Origin of the sequence: Mycobacterium sp. ENV421, assembly GCF_002887815.1 — a bacterium.
GTDB lineage: Bacteria > Actinomycetota > Actinomycetes > Mycobacteriales > Mycobacteriaceae > Mycobacterium.
Genome location: NZ_PDHO01000003.1, coordinates 386,592 through 405,945, shown reverse-complemented (window position 1 = coordinate 405,945; position 19,354 = coordinate 386,592). Strand labels below are relative to the sequence as shown.

Annotated in this window: 20 protein-coding genes and 2 tRNA genes; 11 read left to right on the top strand and 11 right to left on the bottom strand. The window is 67.0% G+C overall.

The features are described from left to right. Window positions 1-2 precede the first annotated feature (2 nt). The 5 genes from CRM90_RS06190 to CRM90_RS06170 are packed head-to-tail and all read right to left on the bottom strand — an operon-like array spanning window position 3 to window position 7,185. Window positions 3-1,922: an ArnT family glycosyltransferase gene (locus tag CRM90_RS06190; protein WP_102806092.1), complete on the bottom strand. Its 1,920-nt coding sequence runs from the start codon at window positions 1,920-1,922 to the stop codon at window positions 3-5. Then, window positions 1,922-3,163: a bifunctional glycosyltransferase family 2/GtrA family protein gene (locus CRM90_RS06185; protein WP_102806091.1), complete on the bottom strand. Its 1,242-nt coding sequence runs from the start codon at window positions 3,161-3,163 to the stop codon at window positions 1,922-1,924. Before CRM90_RS06185 ends, CRM90_RS06190 begins: the two co-directional genes overlap by 1 nt. A 44-nt stretch (window positions 3,164-3,207) precedes the next feature. Then, on the bottom strand, window positions 3,208-5,004 hold the full coding sequence (locus tag CRM90_RS06180; RefSeq protein ID WP_102806090.1) for a glycosyltransferase family 39 protein: 1,797 nt from the start codon (window positions 5,002-5,004) through the stop codon (window positions 3,208-3,210). Then, a complete protein-coding gene (locus tag CRM90_RS06175; RefSeq protein ID WP_102806089.1) occupies window positions 5,001-6,503 on the bottom strand; it encodes a sensor histidine kinase in 1,503 nt (500 codons plus the stop codon). Before CRM90_RS06175 ends, CRM90_RS06180 begins: the two co-directional genes overlap by 4 nt. After that, on the bottom strand, window positions 6,481-7,185 hold the full coding sequence (locus CRM90_RS06170; protein ID WP_036341957.1) for a response regulator transcription factor: 705 nt from the start codon (window positions 7,183-7,185) through the stop codon (window positions 6,481-6,483). Before CRM90_RS06170 ends, CRM90_RS06175 begins: the two co-directional genes overlap by 23 nt. Before the next feature lie 160 nt (window positions 7,186-7,345). Here CRM90_RS06170 and CRM90_RS06165 point away from each other — a divergent pair, with 160 nt between their 5' ends. From CRM90_RS06165 to CRM90_RS06130, 8 genes are all read left to right on the top strand, one after another. Further along, window positions 7,346-7,819, top strand: a complete 474-nt coding sequence (locus CRM90_RS06165) for a DUF4249 domain-containing protein (protein WP_142391330.1) — start codon at window positions 7,346-7,348, stop codon at window positions 7,817-7,819. A gap of 7 nt (window positions 7,820-7,826) precedes the next feature. Further along, complete coding sequence (locus CRM90_RS06160) at window positions 7,827-8,204, top strand: DUF1622 domain-containing protein (RefSeq protein ID WP_102806149.1); 378 nt, start codon at window positions 7,827-7,829, stop codon at window positions 8,202-8,204. Window positions 8,205-8,230: 26 nt separating this feature from the next. Continuing rightward, window positions 8,231-9,547, top strand: coding sequence for a threonine/serine exporter family protein (locus CRM90_RS06155; RefSeq protein WP_102806087.1), 1,317 nt, complete (start codon window positions 8,231-8,233; stop codon window positions 9,545-9,547). A 40-nt stretch (window positions 9,548-9,587) separates the two neighbouring features. Continuing rightward, window positions 9,588-10,586 carry a phosphotransferase family protein gene (locus CRM90_RS06150; RefSeq protein ID WP_102806148.1) on the top strand — a complete coding sequence of 333 codons (999 nt, stop codon included), beginning with the start codon at window positions 9,588-9,590 and terminating at the stop codon, window positions 10,584-10,586. Next, window positions 10,583-11,761 (top strand): acyl-CoA dehydrogenase family protein, encoded by a 1,179-nt coding sequence (locus CRM90_RS06145; RefSeq protein WP_102806086.1) that lies wholly within the window; start codon window positions 10,583-10,585, stop codon window positions 11,759-11,761. The genes CRM90_RS06150 and CRM90_RS06145 overlap by 4 nt, the downstream gene beginning before the upstream one ends. After that, a complete protein-coding gene (locus CRM90_RS06140) occupies window positions 11,758-12,519 on the top strand; it encodes an SDR family NAD(P)-dependent oxidoreductase (protein ID WP_102806085.1) in 762 nt (253 codons plus the stop codon). The genes CRM90_RS06145 and CRM90_RS06140 overlap by 4 nt, the downstream gene beginning before the upstream one ends. Before the next feature lie 90 nt (window positions 12,520-12,609). Beyond that, the gene (locus CRM90_RS06135) at window positions 12,610-12,879 is read left to right on the top strand and encodes a hypothetical protein (protein ID WP_102806084.1); all 270 of its coding nucleotides are present in this window, start codon (window positions 12,610-12,612) and stop codon (window positions 12,877-12,879) included. 107 nt (window positions 12,880-12,986) lie between these two features. Beyond that, window positions 12,987-13,283, top strand: coding sequence for a hypothetical protein (locus CRM90_RS06130; RefSeq protein ID WP_142391329.1), 297 nt, complete (start codon window positions 12,987-12,989; stop codon window positions 13,281-13,283). 10 nt (window positions 13,284-13,293) lie between these two features. Here CRM90_RS06130 and CRM90_RS06125 read toward each other — a convergent pair whose 3' ends face one another. Then, entirely contained in the window at window positions 13,294-13,491 is a 198-nt protein-coding gene (locus tag CRM90_RS06125) for a three-helix bundle dimerization domain-containing protein (RefSeq protein ID WP_102806082.1), read from the bottom strand. 68 nt (window positions 13,492-13,559) lie between these two features. Further along, complete coding sequence (locus tag CRM90_RS06120; RefSeq protein ID WP_102806081.1) at window positions 13,560-14,117, bottom strand: TetR/AcrR family transcriptional regulator; 558 nt, start codon at window positions 14,115-14,117, stop codon at window positions 13,560-13,562. An 83-nt stretch (window positions 14,118-14,200) separates the two neighbouring features. Here CRM90_RS06120 and CRM90_RS06115 point away from each other — a divergent pair, with 83 nt between their 5' ends. Then, window positions 14,201-14,608: a hypothetical protein gene (locus CRM90_RS06115; protein WP_102806080.1), complete on the top strand. Its 408-nt coding sequence runs from the start codon at window positions 14,201-14,203 to the stop codon at window positions 14,606-14,608. Next, entirely contained in the window at window positions 14,605-16,056 is a 1,452-nt protein-coding gene (locus CRM90_RS06110) for an FAD-dependent oxidoreductase (protein WP_102806079.1), read from the top strand. Before CRM90_RS06115 ends, CRM90_RS06110 begins: the two co-directional genes overlap by 4 nt. Window positions 16,057-16,090: 34 nt before the next feature. Here the strand turns inward: CRM90_RS06110 and CRM90_RS06105 are convergent, their stop codons facing one another. The 3 genes from CRM90_RS06105 to CRM90_RS06095 all read right to left on the bottom strand — a co-directional run bounded on the left by CRM90_RS06105 (window position 16,091) and on the right by CRM90_RS06095 (window position 17,593). Further along, window positions 16,091-17,212, bottom strand: coding sequence for a GGDEF domain-containing protein (locus tag CRM90_RS06105; protein ID WP_102806078.1), 1,122 nt, complete (start codon window positions 17,210-17,212; stop codon window positions 16,091-16,093). A 179-nt stretch (window positions 17,213-17,391) separates the two neighbouring features. Further along, window positions 17,392-17,464: transfer RNA gene (locus CRM90_RS06100), tRNA-Arg, on the bottom strand. A gap of 40 nt (window positions 17,465-17,504) precedes the next feature. After that, window positions 17,505-17,593: transfer RNA gene (locus tag CRM90_RS06095), tRNA-Ser, on the bottom strand. Window positions 17,594-17,677: 84 nt separating this feature from the next. Here CRM90_RS06095 and hisC point away from each other — a divergent pair. After that, on the top strand, window positions 17,678-18,748 hold the full coding sequence (hisC, locus tag CRM90_RS06090) for a histidinol-phosphate transaminase (protein WP_102806077.1): 1,071 nt from the start codon (window positions 17,678-17,680) through the stop codon (window positions 18,746-18,748). Here hisC and CRM90_RS06085 read toward each other — a convergent pair. Further along, entirely contained in the window at window positions 18,738-19,325 is a 588-nt protein-coding gene (locus CRM90_RS06085) for a TIGR03086 family metal-binding protein (protein ID WP_102806076.1), read from the bottom strand. The genes hisC and CRM90_RS06085 overlap by 11 nt on opposite strands. Between the last annotated feature and the right edge of the window lie 29 nt (window positions 19,326-19,354).

Below are 19,354 nucleotides of genomic sequence, written 5' to 3'. Positions count from 1 at the left end.
GGTTAGTTCTGGGTGCTCAGGTCGTAGACCTCGGTCCCGCCCACGTCCTCTGCGGTGAAGTGCTGCTGCACCCACTCGGTGATCTGCGTGCCCGGACCGGAGTCCCCACCGGGTCCGCCGTGATGACCGCCACCGGGACCGTTGCCTGCGATGAAGTAGTGGACCTGCCCGGTCGCGACGTAGGCCTGGAACTGTTCCAGTGTCGGTGAGTTGTCACCGCCGCTGAACCCGCCAATGGACATGATCGACGTGCCGGTGGCCAGCTCCAGGCTTCCGGCCGTATGTGAGCCGACAGTGGCTGCAGCCCAGCGGTTGTCGGCCTTGGTGAGCAGCACCTTGAGTTCGGAGTTCTCCGAGGCCTGGACGCCCTGTCCACCTGGACCGCCGGGGCCACCGAAGCCGAACCCCGTGTTCGATCGCGGCGGGCCCGACGTCGGGATGCCACCCCCATGACTACCGGCGACGGTCTCCACCGTGTAGGCGGCGGTGGCGCCCAACCCGAACAGCAGGCCGGCCGCTGCGATCGCGACCGTCCAGCGGCCCAGGCGGTGAGCCCCGGCCAGCAGGACCGCGGATACCAGGATCGAGCCGGCCAGAACGGTCCACCGCAGCCACGGCAGCCAGTCCGCGGTGCGGTCGAGCAGGATGAAATTCCACACCCCGGTCACCACGAGCATCGCCGAGAGCGCCACGCGCGATGCGACAAACTGCCTGCCACGCCACAGTTCTCGCACACCGATGCCGATCACTGCGCCGATCGCCGGCGCCAAGGCGATCGTGTAGTAGGGGTGCATGATCCCCTTCATGAAGCTGAACACCACGACCGTGACCACCAGCCAGCCGCCCCACAGCAACAGCGAAGCTTGGGTTCGGTCGGTGCGGGGCGCGCGCCTGGTGAACCACAGGCCGGCCGCCAAGGCGATCAGCGCGGCAGGCAACAGCCAGGAGATCTCGGTGCCCATCGACTCCCCGAACATCCGGGTGATGCCGGTGGAGCCGCCGAACATCGCGCCGCCCATCGGTCCGGGGCCGCCCTCGGCGGCACCTCCAGCGGAGCTGCCGCCCGGATTCCCGTCGCCGCCGAACACCCGGCCCAGGCCGTTGTAACCCAGCGCCAGTTGCAGCAGGCTGTTGTCGGTGGACCCGCCGATGTAGGGCCGGGAGTCACTGGGCCACAAGCTGACCAGAGCCAGGTACCACCCGGCCGACACCACCATGGCGATCAAGCCGACCGCCAGATGACGCAGCCGCAGCCAGACACTGCCCGGGACCGCGACCAACACCACCAGGGCGAAAGCCGGGGTGACCAGCAGCGCCTGCAGCAGCTTGGCCAGGAAGGCGAATCCGATGGCCACACCGGCCAGCGCGATCCAACGGCTGGGGTTAGCGTCCAGCGCGCGGATCAGGCAGTAGGCGGCCACCACCATCAACAGGACGAGAAGTGCGTCGGGATTGTTGAAGCGGAACATCAACGCCGCCACCGGCGTCAGTGCCAGCACCGCGCCCGCGAGTAATCCGGCACCGTAGCCGCTGACGCGGCGGACCGTGCTGTAGACCAGCGCCACGGACGCCACACCCATCAAGGCCTGCGGAACCAACATCGACAGGGTGCCGAATCCGAAGATCCGCCCCGACAATGCCATCACCCACAGTGCGGCCGGTGGCTTGTCCACCGTGATCGCGTTACCCGCGTCGATCGACCCGAACAGCAACGCCTTCCAGCTCTGGGTGCCGGCCTGCACGGCAGCCGCGTAGTACTCGTTGGCCCATCCGGCGGCGTCCAGTCCCCACAGGTAGAGCCCGGCGGTGACCGCAAGGACGAGCCCCAGCGCCGGGGGCACCCACCGTGGGCGCAACGAGCGCGGCTGTTCCTGCGACTGGATGTCCGTCGGCCGCTCGGTGTACTCGGCGAGCATGGTCATCACTTTCCTCCAACAGTCTGGCCGGTGCGCCGGGGGTGAAACACCCAGCCGCGCAGCAGCACGAAGCGAACGACGGTGGCCATCAGGTTGGCCGCGATCAACACCATGAGTTCGATGGCGCGGTGCGGTTCGCCGAGCATGTGCAGCAGCGCCAGCGCACCGCTGGTCAGGCCCAGCCCGATACCGAAGACCACGAAGCCCTCGAATTGATGGCGTGCCACGCCGCCTCGGCCGCGGACCCCGAAGGTGAACCGTCGATTGGCCGCGGTGTTGGCGATCGCCGTCACCAGCAGCGCCACCAGGTTGGCGCCCTGGGCGCCGATCGGGCGCAGCAGCAGGAACAACAGCAGATAGGCCAGTGTGGAGGCGATGCCGATTGCCGCAAACCGCACGCCTTGGTTCAACAGCGACTTCGGCGCTCCGGCCTGGTTACCGAACTGCGCCCCGATCGCCTTGACCGGGATCTGTCCGGTGCCGAATCCCTTGAGCAAGCGCGCGATTCCTTTCAGGTCGGCGACCGCGGTGGCCACGATGTCGACCCGGCTGTCGGGGTCGTCGATCCAGTCGACGGGCACTTCGTGGATACGCAGGCCGCTGCGCTCGGCCAGCACCAGCAGCTCGGTGTCGAAGAACCAGCCGGTGTCCTCGACGTAAGGCAGCAGCTCGGCCGCGACGTCGGCGCGGATCGCCTTGAAACCGCACTGGGCGTCGCTGAACTTGGCGGCCAGCGTCGAACGCAGAATCAGGTTGTAGCAGCGTGAGATGACCTCCCGCTTGGCGCCGCGCACCACGCGGGAGCCGCGACCCAGCCGCGTGCCGATGGCCAGATCGGAATGCCCCGACACCAGCGGTGCCACCAGCGGAGCCAGCGCGGCCAGATCGGTCGACAGGTCGACGTCCATGTAGGCGAGCACCGGCGCATCCGAGGTCGACCACACCGCGTGCAACGCCCGCCCCCGGCCCTTCTGCTCCAGCCGCACCATGCGGACCCCGGGCAGTTCGGCGGCCAGGCCGGCCGCCACCGCGGGGGTGTCGTCGATGCTGGCGTTGTCGGCGATCGTGATGCGGAACGAGAACGGGAAGTCCTCACGCAGGTGGCGGTGCAGCCGGTGGATCGAGTCGGCCAGCACGGCCTGCTCGTTGTACACCGGGACGACGACATCGAGCACGGGCACACCGCGGTCGGCGGCGGTCAGTGCGGCGTTGCGTCGGCGTGCCACGGGGAGGTCGGTGATGGTCATGCTTTTATCGTCGGCCGTGGCGGTGGGGGCCCAATTTGTGTTTGCTATGCGGCGGCTGTGAATCCCTGCGACAGGTCGTAGACGGTGACACCGTCGACCTCGCGGGAGGTGAAATTCGCGCTCACCCAACGCTGAATGCGCTCGGCGGCGTCACTGCCGGACCGGTTGCCGAACATGAATCCGGGCATGTCAGCGCGGATGAACCAGTGGATGCGATGTTGACTCACATAGGCCTGGAACTGCTCGAGGGTCGGAGCAGGGTCGGTGCCATTGAAGCCGCCGACGGCCATCACCGGCAAGCCGGTGGCAAGTTGATATCCCGCGGCGTTACTCGAACCGACCACCGCCGCGGCCCAGGTGAATTGGCCTGCGTCCTGGCGAAGTGAATCGGTGAGCGCCGCGCCCGGTCGAGGTGCGTCGAACATGCCGCCCGGCGGGCCACCCCGTCCGCTCGATGGGCCCACCGACGGGATCGCACCGCTGTGCGTCGCGGCGGCGGTGGCCAGCGAGAACGCGGCCGGCCCGGCCAGCGCGGCGACGACGGCCACCATCCCCACCGCCACGCCGACCCGGCGCGGCAGGTGCACCACCACCAGCAATAGCAGGGCACAGCCGATGGCGGCGACCACGACGACCACCCGAAGCCACGACAACCACTGCGAATCACGCTGCAGCAGAAGGTAAGCCAGCACACCGGTGATGACAACCATCCCGGACAGGGTGGTGGCGGCGCGAAGATCGGTGCGCTGCCGCCACAGCAGTGCCGTGCCGATCGCCAGACCGCCGGCGATCGCCGGGGCCAGCGCCACGGTGTAGTACGGGTGCAGGATGCCGTTGGCGAAGCTGAACACCACCGCGGTGACCACCAGCCAGCCACTCCATAACAGCAGCGCAGCCCGAGTGACGTCGGTGCGGGGTGCGCGACGGGTGATCACCAGCCCGGCGACGATCGCGATCACCGCGGCGGGCAGCAGCCAGGCGATGTGGGTGCCCATCTCGGCCCCAAACAGCCGCGCCCAGCCGACATCGGAGTTCATATTGCCGAGGCCGCCGGTTTCCTCACCGGTGATGCGCCCAAGACCGTTGTAGCCCAGCGCCAGCTCGAGGATCGAATTATGCTGCGAACCACCGATATACGGCCGCGCGGTCGCAGGCCATAAAGCGACCAGCAGTAGATACCAGCCGGCGGACACCAGCAGGGCGGCAACCGCAGCCGTCAGACGCACGAGCCGCGTCCTCAGCGGCGCAGCGGCAGCGAACAGAAAGACCGCGCCGAGCGCAGGCAACACCAGGAAGGCCTGCATCATCTTGGCCAGGAACCCAACGCCGACCGCCACTCCCGCCAGCGGCATCCACCACCAGGCGGCGTCGTCGTCCAGTGCGCGCAGCGTGGTGTAGGCCGCCACCACCAACGAAAGGACCAGCAGCGCATCGGGATTGTTGAACCGGAACATCAGCGCTGCCGCCGGGGTGAGCGCCAACACCGCGCCGGCGAAGAGTCCGGCCCACGGTCCGCTGATTCGGCGGACGGCGGCGTAGAGCACCGCGACGGCGCTCACGCCGAACACCGCCTCCGGCACCAGGATGCTCCAGGGGTTGACCCCGAACACGCGGGCCGACAGGCCGGTCACCCACAGTGCGGCGGGGGTCTTGTCGACGGTGATCGCGTTGGCCGCGTCGCTGGACCCGAACAGCCAGGCCGTCCAGTTCTCCGCGCCGGCCTGCGCCGCCGCCGAGTAGAACGGATTCGCCCAGCCACTGGCGCCCAGGTTCCACATGTAGAGCACCGCCGTGACGGCCAGCAGCACCGCGAGAGCGCCATAGTGCTTGCTGCGGATCATGATTGGACCGATCGGGGCAAGCGCACCGTGAATTCGGTCAGGCCGGGGACGCTGGCCAGCTCGATGACGCCGCCATGAGCCCGAACCACGGCCGACGCGATCGCCAGGCCGAGGCCGGTGGACCCACCCTTGCGGGATCGCGAGGTGTCCCCACGCGCGAACCGCTCGAACACCTCGGACTGCAGCTCAGCCGGGATCCCCGGCCCGTCGTCGACCACCCGCAGCACCGCGGCGTCGGGCTCCGCGTGCAGTGACAACGTGACTGTCGTCCCGGGTGGGGTGTGCGTGCGGGCATTGGCCAGCAGGTTGGCCACCACCTGGTGAAGTCGGGCGTCGTCGCCGATGACATACAGCGGATCCGACGGCACGTCGAGGTTCCAGTCGTGGTCGGGTCCGGCGATGTGCGCATCGCTGGCGACGTCGGCCGACAGCCGGGACAGGTCGACCGGCTCGCGTTCCAACGGGCGGCCGGAGTCCAGCCGCGCCAGCAGCAGCAGGTCCTCCACGAGGTGGGTCATGCGTTCGGCCTCGGACTCCACCCGGCCCATCGCGTGCGCGACGTCATCGGGCACCTGATCCCGTTTACGTTGTGCCAGTTCGGTATAGCCGCGGATGGCGGCGAGGGGGGTGCGTAGCTCGTGGCTGGCGTCGGCGACGAACTGACGCACCCGGCTCTCGCTGGCCTGCCGCGTCGACAGCGCGGTCGAGATGTGGTCAAGCATCCGATTCAGCGCCAGCCCCAGCCGGCCCACCTCGGTGTAGGGATTCGCATCGGTGTCCGCGACCCGCACCGGCAGTTGCACCTCGCCACGGTCCAGCGGCAGGTTCGCCACCTCGCCCGCGGTGGCCACAACCCGGGTGAGCGGGGCCAGCGCACGACGGTTGATCACGATGCCGACGGTCGTGGCCACCGCGAGCGCCGCGGCCGTCACCACCGCGAAGGTCAGTGCCACCCGCAACAGCGTGGCGTTGAGATTGCCCAGGCTCAGCCCGATCACCAGCGTCTCACCGGTGAGCCTGCTGCGAACCGACATCACCCGGTAGTCGCCGAGGCCGTCGAGGTTGCGCGTGATCGGGCGGCGTTGTCCGGCGTTCTGGGTGAGTTCGGTTGTCGCGCCTAGAGGTAGCTGCGTGCGCACACCGCCCGGCCCGAGCAGCCCGGCGTCGCTGGCGGTGCCGTCGGTGATCACGGCCGCGATCATGCCGACCGGCTGCCCGGGAGCGTCCAGGAACTGCGGCCCCGGCCCCGGCCGCGGCCAGGGTGGGCGGTTGTCGCGCAACGCCGGCGGCAGCGGTGGCGGCAGTGGTTCGCCGTAGATGATGGCCGAACGGTGGGCGGTCTCGCGGAGCTGATTGTCGACCTCACCGATCAGATACTGGTGCAGCGCAAGGATCGTCACCGCGCCGATACCGAGGCAGACGACCAGCAGCAGACACAGCTGACCGATCAGCAGCCGTGCACTCAGCGACCGGGTGTTAGCTCGCAGGTTTGAGAACATAGCCCGCGCCGCGCAACGTGTGGATCATCGGGTCGCGGCCGCTGTCGATCTTCTTGCGCAGGTATGAGATGTACAGCTCGACGATGTTGGACCGACCGCCGAAGTCATAACTCCAAACCCGGTCCAGGATCTGGGCTTTCGACAACACCCGCTTGGGGTTGCGCATCAGGAAGCGAAGCAGTTCGAACTCGGTGGACGTCAGCGAGACCGGTTCGCCGGCTCGGGTCACCTCGTGGCTGTCCTCGTCGAGCACCAGATCACCGACAACGATCTGTGCGCCGCTGTCCTCGGTGGTCACACCGGTACGGCGCAGCAGTGCCCGCAGCCGCAGCACGACCTCTTCGATGGAGAACGGCTTGGTGACGTAGTCGTCGCCGCCCGCGGTCAGCCCGGCGATGCGATCTTCCAACGCGTCTTTGGCGGTCAACAGCAGCACCGGCAGCTGGGGGTTCTGTTCGCGCAGCTTGCGCAGCACGTCCAGACCACTCATGTCGGGCAGCATGATGTCGAGCACCACCGCATCCGGCCGCGCGCTGCGGGCCGCGGTGATCGCCGACGCGCCGTCGGCGGCGGTGGCGATGGTCCAGCCCTCGTAGCGCAGCGCCATCGACACCATCTCGGCCAGCACGGTCTCGTCGTCCACCACCAGCACCGTGATCGGGTTTCCGTCGGCTCGGCGCATCACGACACGTTCCGCCGCTGAAGAGGTCATGTTCTCCAGTATGAGAGCAGCGATGAGTGGTTCCTATGGTCTTCCTATGCCCCCGCTGTGAACCGTGATCCACAGAATGGGCTGATCGCGCGCACAGCAGACACACAGCTGCGCTGCCCACCGTGGGGTTATGAGCGTCGAACAGCAGCCTGTGTGGGGTGCGCCCGCAGAGCATCCCAGGACCTGGTCGAACCGCACGACGGCGGCTGCCGTCGTGATCGCCGCAGCACTTGCCGTGGTCGGCGGCGTGGTTGTGTACGCCGCCGCGGGCAGCACAGGCGGGCACGCGGGCGGCCCGCCCGGTTGGGGTGGCCCTGGCGGTCCCGGTGGCCCCGGCGGATCCCAGCGATCGCTGCACGGCGAGAACGTGGTCTCCGACGGCAAAGGCGGATTCAGCACCGAACTGACCCAGACCGGCGACGTCACTGCCGCGTCCGACAGCTCGGTGACGGTACGCAGCCAGGACGGCTTCAGCCAGACCTATGTGCTGAACACCGACACCCGCAAGCCACCGCAGCCGCTGCAGGCCGGCGCGCAGGTGTCGGTTCGCGCGACTGAACAGGACGGCGCGGCAACAGCGACGATGGTGATGCCCGCCAGATAATTTGGCGGTGAACTTTTTCGAGGTCATCGAGACGGTGGGCAAGGCGATCGACGCGACGGGGGTCGCCGTGATCGCGATCGGCGCGCTGCTCTCGGCCACGGGGGTACTGCGCCGGTTGCGGACCAAGGATGCCTACCGGGCGTTCCGTCAGCAGCTAGGCCGATCGATCCTGCTGGGCCTGGAGCTTCTGGTCGCCGCCGACATCATCCGGACAGTCGCGGTGACGCCGGACGCCCGCAGCGTGGCGGTGCTGGCCGGCATCGTGCTGATCCGGACGTTCCTGAGTTTCTCGCTGGAGTTGGAGATCACCGGCTATTGGCCGTGGCAGAAGAACCGCCAGCCGCAGACCGCTCCGGACCCCGCCGGGCAGCCAGCCACGACGTGAGGCCAGCAGTTCGTAAGGATGCGGATATGAACGACAAGCGACGGGCTCGGCGCACACGGATCTTCGACGCGATCCGCAAGATTCCCCCTGAGCCGCTCGGTCCACCGGACTCGCACGACCAAGTCGAAGTGGCGGCGATGCTGCGGGAGATCGGCATCGCCCTGCTCGAAGTCGAGCAGCCGACTCAGCTGGTGTATGCCCGCCTGCTGGAAATCGCCGCGCAGTACACCACCGCTCCGGTGCGCATCGTCGTGCTCCCCACCGTGCTGATGATCCAAGTGGGCACCGTCGCCTACGAGGTGGACACCTCCACGACCTATTCGGTCCAGCTGAACATGGCCGGCCGCATCGACGACATCGCCAGTCTGGCGTCCGTCGGTGCGATCACACCCGCTGATGCCGTCGAGTCGACCAAGCAGGCGCGCGCCCTGCGCCCACGATTCGGCCCGGTCGCCACGACCCTCGGATATGCCGTCACCACAGTCGGTTTCGGCATGGTCATCAATCCGACCTGGGCCTCGCTGCCGGGCTACGTGTTCCTCGGCCTGGTGGTCGGCGCGATCGCCCTACTCGGGCGCCCGTTCCCGTCGCTGAGCCCGGTTCTGCCCACGCTGGCCGCGATGATCGTGACGATGCTGGCGACGTGGTTCGTGGCCGACACCGCGAATGACGGCCTGCTGCGGGTGATCGCACCGGCCCTGGTGGCGATGTTGCCGGGCATGTCGTTGACGATCGGCGCGATGGAGTTGGCCAGTAACCAGCTGATCGGCGGCACCAGTCGGCTGGTCTACGGGATCGCCCAGCTGGCGCTGCTGGTGTTCGGCGTCGCGTTGGGTGTGCATGTCGCCGGCGAGGTGCTTCCGCAGACCCCGTCCACGCAGATGGGTCCGTGGGCCCTCTATGTGGCGATCATCGTGGTGGGGTTCGGGCTGTACGTGTACCTGTCCGCACCGAAGGGCTCGCTGGTGTGGTTGATGGCCGCGATCGCGGTCGCACTGGTCGGCCAGGCGATCGCCGGAAAGTTCGTGGCGGCAGCCTATTCCGGCTTCATCGGTGCATTCCTGACGGTGCCGTTCGCGATGCTGGCATCGCGGATCAAGACCTCACCGCCCGCGATCGTGATGATGCTCGCGGCGTTCTGGGCGCTGGTCCCGGGCGCACTGAGCTTCGAATCGGTGAGTCAGGCCGCCACCGGCGGCAACATCGGCGTGGCCAGCCTGGGCGTGACCGGGGCGGCGATCCTGTCCATCGCGCTGGGCACCGTTATCGGCTGGAGCGTGTTCCGCACCATCGACGCCAGGTTGCCCTGGCCGAAGGGATTGGCTCAACCAACCGTACGGTAGGTTCACCTGGGTGGATGAGCTGAGCGCGGTCAGCGCATGGATGTCGGAGCAGGGCCTGGGTGACGGCCCGCTCGAAAACGTCTCCGAAATCACCGGCGGCACCCAGAACGTCATGCTTCGTTTCACCCGCTCGGGTCGTGAGTACGTCTTCCGCCGGGGACCCCGTCACCTGCGCCCGGTGAGCAACAAGGTGATCCTGCGCGAGACCCGCGTGCTGCACGCGCTGGCCGGAACCGATGTCCCCCACCCGCGCCTGATCGCGGTGTGCGATGACACCGCCGTGCTCGGCGATGCCGTGTTCTATCTGATGGAGCCCGTCGACGGGTTCAATGCCGGCTCGATGTTGCCGCCGCTGCACGCCGGTGACGCCGGCATCCGGCACGGGATGGGACTGTCGATGGCGGACGCGGCCGCCAAGCTCGGCGCCGTCGACCACGTAGCGGTCGGTCTTGCCGACTTCGGTAAGCCGGACGGATTCCTGGAACGTCAAGTGCCGCGGTGGCTTTCCGAACTCGAGTCCTACAGCGGATTCGACAACTATCCGGGACCCGCCATCGGCGACGTCGACGCCGTCGCCACCTGGCTGCAGCAGAAACAGCCCAGCGACTGGCAGCCGGGCATCATGCACGGCGACTACCACGCGGCCAACGTGATGTTCTCGCCGACCGGCCCCGAGGTGGTGGCCATCGTCGACTGGGAGATGTGCACCATCGGCGACCCGCTGCTGGACCTGGCCTGGATGCTGGCCACCTGGTATGCGCCCGGCCGCGATTCGGTGCTGGGCAACGCCCTCATGGGCGCCGGCGGCCTGGCCACCCCCGACGAGCTCATCGAACGATACGCACAGAACACCACCCGCGACCTGTCCAACATCGACTGGTACACGGTGCTGGCCTGTTTCAAGCTCGGCATCATCCTCGAGGGATCGAATGCCCGTGCCGCTGCGGGGCTGGCACCCAAGGACGTTGGCGACCATCTACACATCGCGACAGTGCGCTTGTTCGAGCGCGCCCTAGCACTCATGGAGGGACAACGATGATCGATTTCGAGATTCCCGACGACCTGGCCGCGCTGCGCGATGAGATCCGCGCGTTCGTCGTCGAGAAAATCGTTCCCTACGAACGAGATCCACGCGTCACCCGGCACGGACCCAACGAGGACCTGCGCACCGAGCTGGTCGGGCTGGCCCGCGACGCCGGCCTGCTGACGTTCCAGGCTCCGCACCGCTTCGGCGGGCGTGAACCGTCGCATCGCGAGCAGGCGGTGCTGTTCGAGGCGGCCGGCTGGTCGACGCTGGGTCCGGTCGCGCTGAACTGCGCGGCACCAGACGAGGGCAACATGTACCTGTTGTCCAAGATCGCTACCGAGGAGCAGGCCGACGAGTTCCTCCTTCCGGTGATCGACGGCCGCCAGCGCTCGGTGTTCGCGATGACGGAACCCGGCGGCGCCGGATCCGACCCGAATCAGCTTGCCACCGAAGCGGTTTTCGACGGCACCGATTACGTGATCAACGGACGCAAGTGGCTGATCACCGGAGCCAATAAAGCGCGGACGTGGATCATCATGGCGCGAGTGGCGCCGAATGCGCATGGTCCCGACGGCCCGACACTGTTCCTGTGCGACGGCCAGACCCCGGGTATCGAGCTCGAGCGCGTGATGGACACGATGGACCGCAATTACGTCGAAGGGCACGGCGTGGTGCGGTTCAACGACTTGCGGCTGCCGGCCGCCACCGTCCTGGGCGAGGTGGGCCAAGCGCTCCGCTACGCCCAATTACGGCTGGCACCAGCGCGTTTGACGCACTGCATGCGTTGGCTTGGTGCCGCATCGCGGGCACAGTCGATCGCGATCGAACATGCCCGCACCCGAACGGGTTTCGGCAAGCCGCTCGGCGAACACCAGGGTGTCAGCTTCATGCTGGCCGACAACGAGATCGCCCTGCAGCAGTGCCGCCTGGCGATCTGGTGGGCCTGCTGGACGCTGGACGGCGGGGCCAAGGGACGCCACGAAAGCTCCATGGTCAAGGCCTACGTGTCCGAAGAGCTGTTCAAGGTGGCCGACCGCTGCGTACAGATCCTCGGCGGTATGGGCATCTCCGACGAAACCCCGGTCGGTGCAATCTTTTCCGACATGCGAGCGTTCCGGCTCTACGACGGCCCGACCGAAGTCCACAAGTACGCGATCGCCCGCCAGGTGCTGAGGAACCCGTCATGAGCATCCTTGATTCGTTCCGGCTCGACGACAAGGTCGTCATCGTCACAGGGGCGTCGTCGGGGTTGGGCGTGTCGTTCGCGCAGGCCTTCGCCGAGGCGGGCGCTCACCTGGTGCTCGGGGCTCGACGGGTTGAACAGATGGCGGGCACCGCGGCCCTCGTCGAAGAAGCCGGCCGCAAGGTGTACACCCGCAAAACCGATGTCGTCGACCCCGATCAGTGCGAGCAGCTCGTCGAGTCGGCGATGAAGGTGTTCGGCCGAGTGGACGTGTTGGTCAACAACGCCGGGGTGGGAACCGCGGTGCCTGCTACCCGCGAGACGCCCGATCAGTTCCGCAAGGTCGTCGACGTCAACCTCAACGGGTCGTACTGGATGGCGCAGGCGTGCGGCCGGGTCATGCAACCCCGAAGCTCAATCATCAATATTTCCAGCATCCTTGGCATCACCACCGGCGGTCTGCCGCAGGCCGCGTATAGCGCGTCGAAGGCTGCTGTGATCGGCCTGACCCGGGATCTGGCCCAACAATGGGGCCCGCGCAAGGGAATTCGCGTCAACGCGCTGGCTCCCGGCTTTTTCCAGAGCGAGATGACCGACGAATACCAGCCCGGCTACCTGGAGACACAGCTACCACGAGTGATGGTGGGCAGGATGGGTGATCCCGTCGAATTGGCCGCTACCGCAGTATGGCTCGCGTCGCCGGCCGGTGGTTATGTGACGGGGCAGACAATTATCGTCGATGGCGGCTTGACGATCACCTAGTGATAACGATCACGCAGCGATTCGGGGCCTCTCAGCACTCTCACACGATTGCGACATCCGCTTTTAAGAAGTATCTGGGACTCTCAGTCCATGTGGTTCGACCTGTACCTGTTGTCGGCGGTCATCGCGGCTGTCGGCGCGTGGCTGATCACTCCACACTTTCAGGCCTACGATCCCCCGAGTGACGTCGTCCGCGGACTCTGTTGCGCTGTCGCCGGAGCCCTGTGGCCCATCATCGCGGTCGGGGCCGTCCAGATAATGGCCGTGCGCTACGTCGCGCGCCGCATGGGTCCGCCACGCGTGGAAACGGTCGATCTCGTTCCGGTCGTCGCGCTGCCGGACGCCACCGTGCACTCCTGATCCGGGCGTGGGCTCGACGACGACACACGAGAATTTGCCTCGTAAACGCGACACCTCCTGACGAAATCGGCGACTATTGACGCCTACCGAAGAGGAGGTCGTCCGTGATGGTGCGCGAAAGACTGGTATCGGCGAGCCTGGTGGCTGTCACGTTGACCGCGATCGCGCTCTCGGCGGCCGCGACGGCCTCGGCTGACGACTCGGGCAGCGGCCTGCTGTGGCCGGATCCGACCGAACCGTACTACTGGGACGACAACGAGAACCCCGGCAGCACCGGGCCCGCGCCGCTACCGACCGACGACCTGTATTGGAAGGAAGGCCAGGACGCCGGCGGCACGGGTAATGCCCCGCAGCCAGGCGGTCCCGAGTACACCGATGAGGGCGAGAACGCCGGGGCCGTCTAGCCCACCCCGGTTAGGACGACCAGACCAGTAGCGAGTTTCTGCGGGAGAGTTCTTTCCGTGCGCGACGCTCGACGAGAAGTGGAACGAACTCCCGGATCGCGCTGTCCTGGAAGTGATCGTGGGCGCTGGCAACCGTTTGGGCTACATCGTCACGAGGGACGTCCGAATAGGTGGCCGCCAAGCGGTCGATCACCTGCTCGATCAACATAACTTCACTTACGTTTCCCACTCTATTAACTCTGAGCCATGAGGTCATCGCCGTCAATTTGACGTCCGTCACGGTGCCGGGTCGCCGAGGTAATGCGCCACCACCGGACGCAGCCACTCTGTGAGCGTCGCGTCATCCATTGCCACGAGCGGGGGCAGCGCCAGGATGTAGCGCGCAACCGCCAGGCCCAGCATCTGGGAACCGACCAATGCTGCCCGCTCCGCCGGCCGATCCGGGACCACGGCTGCCAGCGCGGGACTCACCTGGTCCACAAACACTCCGAGCAGCGCATCGGCGGCCACCCGGTTGGTGGCCGCCGAGCGCAGCAGCGGCAGAAACGGGCCGTGCGGTCCCCACACGTCGACGAATAGCGGAAGCACCAGGTCGACGACGTGCTCGGGCGCGACACCGGCGAGGTCGGGGAAGGTGATCGCGAGTCGCGACGCGGCGGCGAAGAGGTGGGCCTTGGCCCCGAAGTAGTGCATGACCAGAGCCGGATCGACTCCCGCGGCCGACGCGATGGACCGGATGGTGGTCCGCTCGAATCCCCGTTCGCCGAACTGGGCGCGGGCTTCGGTCAGAATCCGCGATCGGGTCACTTCGCCGTCGCGCGACTTGGCCGTCATTTCACCAGTCTATTCAACAACTGTTGACATCTCCAAGCAGCAGTCCTAGCGTCGAGTTCAACAACTGTTGAGGAGGCGTCGACATGCCGGTCACTGCCATTCAGATCGGGCTCGATCCCGACGTGATCGACTACTCATCCCCGGACTTCACCCAGTTCCGCGGGCTTTCGAGGGACCGGCTTAGCGCCGCCAACGACGAGAACGTCACCGCGATGCGGGCAGCCGGCTATCAGGTCGACAACTGCCTGATCGGCTTCGGCGCGGCCGGCGTCGAGAAGGCCCGCCAGTGGCTCGACGCCAAGAGCTACGACGCGGTGCTGATCGGCGCCGGCGTCCGCCTGGTCGCCGGCAACACCCTGCTCTTCGAGTCCATCGTCAACGCCGCCCACGTCAGCCAGCCCGGCTGCCGGTTCGTCTTCAATCAGGCGGCGAAGGCCACCCCCGACGACATCCGCCGCTGGTACCCCGATCCGGAGGGAGCGCTGCGATGACCGACCATGACGTCGATGTGCTCGTCGTAGGAGCCGGGCCCGCCGGCTTGACCGCGGCCGGGGATTTGGCCCGGGCCGGCCGCTCGGTGACCGTCGTGGAGCGCTGGGCCACGGTCAATCCGTCGAGCCGCGCGTTCGCGGTGATGGCCCGCACGCTCGAAGTGCTCGATGCACGCGGCCTGGCCGGGGACGTGCTGACTCAGGGACAGCACGCGCAGCGGATCAGGATCTTCGGTGACGCCCAACTCGATCTGACTCACCTCGAGTCGCCCTACCGCTTTGTGCTGATCACTCCGCAAACCACTGTGGATGCCGCACTCGCCGCCTACGCCGAAGCGCAGGGAGCCGATATCCGGCGCGGTATCGAGGTGCTCGATCTCGTGCAGGATGAGGGCGGAGTGACCGTCACCGCACGGGCGCACGACGGATCCGGACCGCTGATGCGGTTTCGCGCCAAGTACGCGATCGGGGCAGACGGCGCGCACAGCACGGTGCGCCGGTTGGTCGGGGCGGAGTTCCCCGGCAAGACGCTGTTGTCTTCGGTGGTGCTGGCCGATGTGAAACTGGCGCACGGGCCGGATGACGGGCTGAAGCTGGGCAACACCAGGCAGGTGTTCGGATTCCTGGCACCGTATGGCCGCGGTGACGCCCACGGCGCGTGGTATCGCGCGATGGTGTGGGACCGCGACCATCAGGTGCCCGACACCGAGCCGGTGGACAACGCTGAGGTGATCGAGGTCCTCAACCGGGCGTTCACGACAGATGTGGGCGTGCTCGAGATCAGCTGGAAGTCCCGATTCCATTGCGACGAAAGGCAAGTCGCACAGTATCGGCACGGCCGGGTATTCCTGGCCGGCGACGCCGCGCACGTGCACTCCCCCGTGGGCGGCCAGGGTATGAACACCGGCATCCAGGATGCGGCCAACCTCGCGTGGAAGCTGGCCGCCGTGCTGGGTGGCGCTGACGACAGCCTGCTGGACAGCTATCAGGACGAGCGCCATCCGATCGGCCGCCGGGTGGTGTTGCAGTCCGGCGTGATGACGCGTGCGGTGACGCTGTATCCGCGGGTGGCGCGTGCGATGCGGAACCTGCTGGCGCCCAGGCTTCTTCGAGTGCCGATGGTGCGCGACGCCGTGGCGGGCAGCTTCGCGGGTACCGGGCTGCGGTACGGCCGCCGGGGGCCGGTGGGCACCCGGGCAACACAGATACCGCTGGTCGAAGGCCGGCTGACCGAGCTACAGCGCACGCCGTGGTTCGCGTTGATCCGCGAACGCGGGGTGCCGCCCGTCGACGTGACCGGGGTGCTGCAGGCCGAGCGGACCGACGACGGTCCCGCAGTGTTGGTGCGACCGGACGGCTACATCGCGTGGACGGGATCTTCGGCCTCCGCGGGATGGCGGACGGTGTTGAAGGCTTGCGCACCCGCGCAGGCCGCAGCGGCGCCCTAAAGCCCTACGACGCCGTGGCTTTCGGTAGCGGTGATCAGCTGACCGGGGGTAGGTGGACGGTGGTGTTGCCCCCGTCGCGCTTGGCGTCGAACATTGCGAGGTCCGCCCGCTGCACGAGCGAATCGAGAACTGAAACCGGGTCATCTCCGGCAGAAGCGAAGACATCCGCTGCAACGCTGGTGACGCCGACACTCGCAGTGATCGAGTGCTCGGCCGGAGCAGCGATTGCGTGCCGGATGTGGTCGGCCCCCGCACTCGCCAGCCCGGACTCGACCAGGTCGACGACGACGAACTCCTCGCCGCCGATCCGGGCCACCAGCGCGGTGCTGCCCACCGCTGACACGATCCGGCGAGCGCACAGGATCAGAACCTCGTCGCCGGCGATATGCCCGAAAGTGTCGTTGATCGACTTGAAGCGGTCCAAGTCCACGACGATCACCGCCACCTCGGTGTCCGCGGCGACGACGTCCCGGAACAGATCTGCGAGGTGAAGTTGCAGACCCCGCCGGTTGAGCAGACCGGTCAGCGGATCAGTGATCGATTCGTTGGCGTCGTTACGCAGCGACCAGATCGCGAGCTGGATCCCCAACGGCGTCCATACCACGGGCGCCACGGCGGCGAGGGTCTTGACGGTAAAGGCAGCGATATCCAGATGAGTGGCGTCACTTACATGCAGAGCGAAGGCCGTGGTCGCCAGAAGCAGCCATAGCACGTGCGCTGCAAGGTATTTCGGACCGTCGAAGAACATCAGATATACCGAGATCATCGCGAAGGCGTTGAAGGCGAACAAGCCGAGCAACCAGCTCGCATCCAGCACAGCCACAGCGGCTATGCCGATGTCCGCAGAAATGACGAAAGCGAGTGACACCCGCCGAGACGGCCAGGGCCGATAACACCAATTCCAGCCCCAAAAAAGCTGCAGCACAGCGAACATGGCCACGACAACCTGCGATGCGGGGGTGCGGGCCGCGGGAAGCAGGACGAACAGCGACAACAGTCCGTTGGTCCCCGTGCCGATACCGATGAGCACTTGGATCGGCCCGGATTTCGCGCGTTTGGTGAAGTACTGCACCTGCGCGGTGTAGTCGACCGGTTCGGTCCACCACTCACGAAGGTGGTTTCCGAACCCGGCGAAATCGTCAAAGGTTGCCTGCAAAGACCAGCCCCTGTCCAGCTGTCAAGTCAGACGGCGTGAGGTTATTTGAACCGACAATAACCGCCGCGAGTTAGCCAGGGGAACCAACTGTGACAAATTTGCCACAAAGGGCCGGACGCCAGGGCGGGTGTGCACAGTTGCTGGACGAAAGTTGGGTCGTCGACCCCCCACATGAAAAGTGCGCCCGAAGGGATTCGAACCCCTAACCTTCTGATCCGTAGTCAGATGCTCTATCCGTTGAGCTACGGGCGCCGTCTGTGTTCAGTTGTCGTGGCTGACGAATCAGCCGCGGCGGAGGCGAGAGGATTTGAACCTCCGGTCCCCTTTAAGGGGGACAACTCATTAGCAGTGAGTCCCATTCGGCCGCTCTGGCACGCCTCCTGAATTACCTGAGCGTACCGGAGCCTGACTGATGCCCCGAACCGCCGATGGATGAGAGTACACAGCCCACTTAGACTTGGACAAATGACCGCCCGCCTGCGCCCCGAACTGGCCGATCTACCGGCCTACACCCCGGGTAAGACGGTTCCGGGTGCGATCAAGCTGGCCAGCAACGAGACGGTGCACGGGCCGCTGCCCAGCGTGCGCTCGGCGATCGCCGCCGCTGCCGAGACCATCAACCGCTACCCCGACAACGGCTACGTCGAACTCAAGGAACACTTGGCCAAGCACTTGAACAAGTACGGGCCTTTCGCCCCCGAGAACATCGCCGTCGGCTGCGGGTCGGTGAGCCTGTGCCAGCAGCTCATCCAGATCACCTCCTCCGTCGGTGACGAGGTGGTCTTCGGCTGGCGCAGCTTCGAGATCTACCCGCTGCAGGTCCGGGTGGCCGGCGCCACCGCGGTTCAGGTGCCGCTGCGCGACTACACGTTCGACCTCGACGCCATGCTCGCCGCGATCACCGACCGCACCCGCCTGATCTTCGTCTGCAACCCGAACAACCCGACCTCCACCGTCGTGGACCCCGACGCGCTGGCCCGCTTCGTCGCCGCCGTGCCGTCGGACATTCTCATCGCCATCGACGAGGCCTACGTCGAATACATCCGCGACGGGATGCTGCCCGACAGCCTCGGACTGGTCCGAAACCATCCCAATGTCGTTGTGCTGCGCACCTTTTCGAAAGCCTACGGGCTGGCCGGGCTGCGGATCGGTTACGCCGTCGGCGATCCCGACATCATCACCGCGTTGGGCAAGGTCTACGTGCCGTTCACCGCGACCACCGTCTCGCAGGCCGCGGCCATCGCCTCGGTGAATGCCGCGGACGAACTGCTGGCCCGCACCGATGCCGTGGTCGCCGAACGCCGCCGGGTCTGCGCCGCGCTCACCGAACTCGGCTACAGCTTCCCGCCGTCGCAGGCGAACTTCGTGTGGCTGCCGCTGACGCCGGAGGAGACGCCCGACTTCGTCGAGCAGGCCGCCGACAGTCGCGTCCTGGTGCGCCCCTACGGCACCGACGGCGTCCGGGTGACGATCGGCGCACCCGAAGAGAACGACGCGTTCCTGGCGTTCGCCCGGAAGTGGATCGCTACCCGCTGACGGGCGTGCGGCCGGTGAAGGCAACCAGCCGGTCCAGCTTCGAGGCGTGCTCCGCAACCTCGACAGGGTCGTCGAAACCGGCCCTGACCCGGCCCTCCGGGGTGATGATGCGGTGCGCCAGGCCCGACACGTACTCGGTCAACGAATCCGGGGCATCGATCGGTCGACCGATCGCCGATGCGTAATCCCACGCGTGGATCAGGAATTCAACGGAGAGGATGCCGGCCATGTACCGCGCGGGCGCCTCGTTCTCACCGAACGGGACCGTGCCGTCCAGCCCGCGGCGCCGCCAGGCGTCCACCGCCGACCGGGCCGCGGCGATGACCTGGCGTTCGACGGAGTCATCGGGGTTGCGCTCCGGGAACTGCGCGCCGGCCGCGCCACCCAACAGGGTGATCGAATGCAGCAGGTGATCGGTCAGCCCGGCCACGTCGAACTCGCGGCACGGCGTCTGCTTGTTCACATCATCGGAAGCAATACCGTGCATCACTTGTTGGAGAACCTGGAGCGACGCTTCAGCACTGGCCAGTTCGTCGGTCGGTGGAGCTTCCGGTCCTGAGGTCAGTTCGTCAGCCATGCCCCAACCGTACGACCAGCGGCCGACAG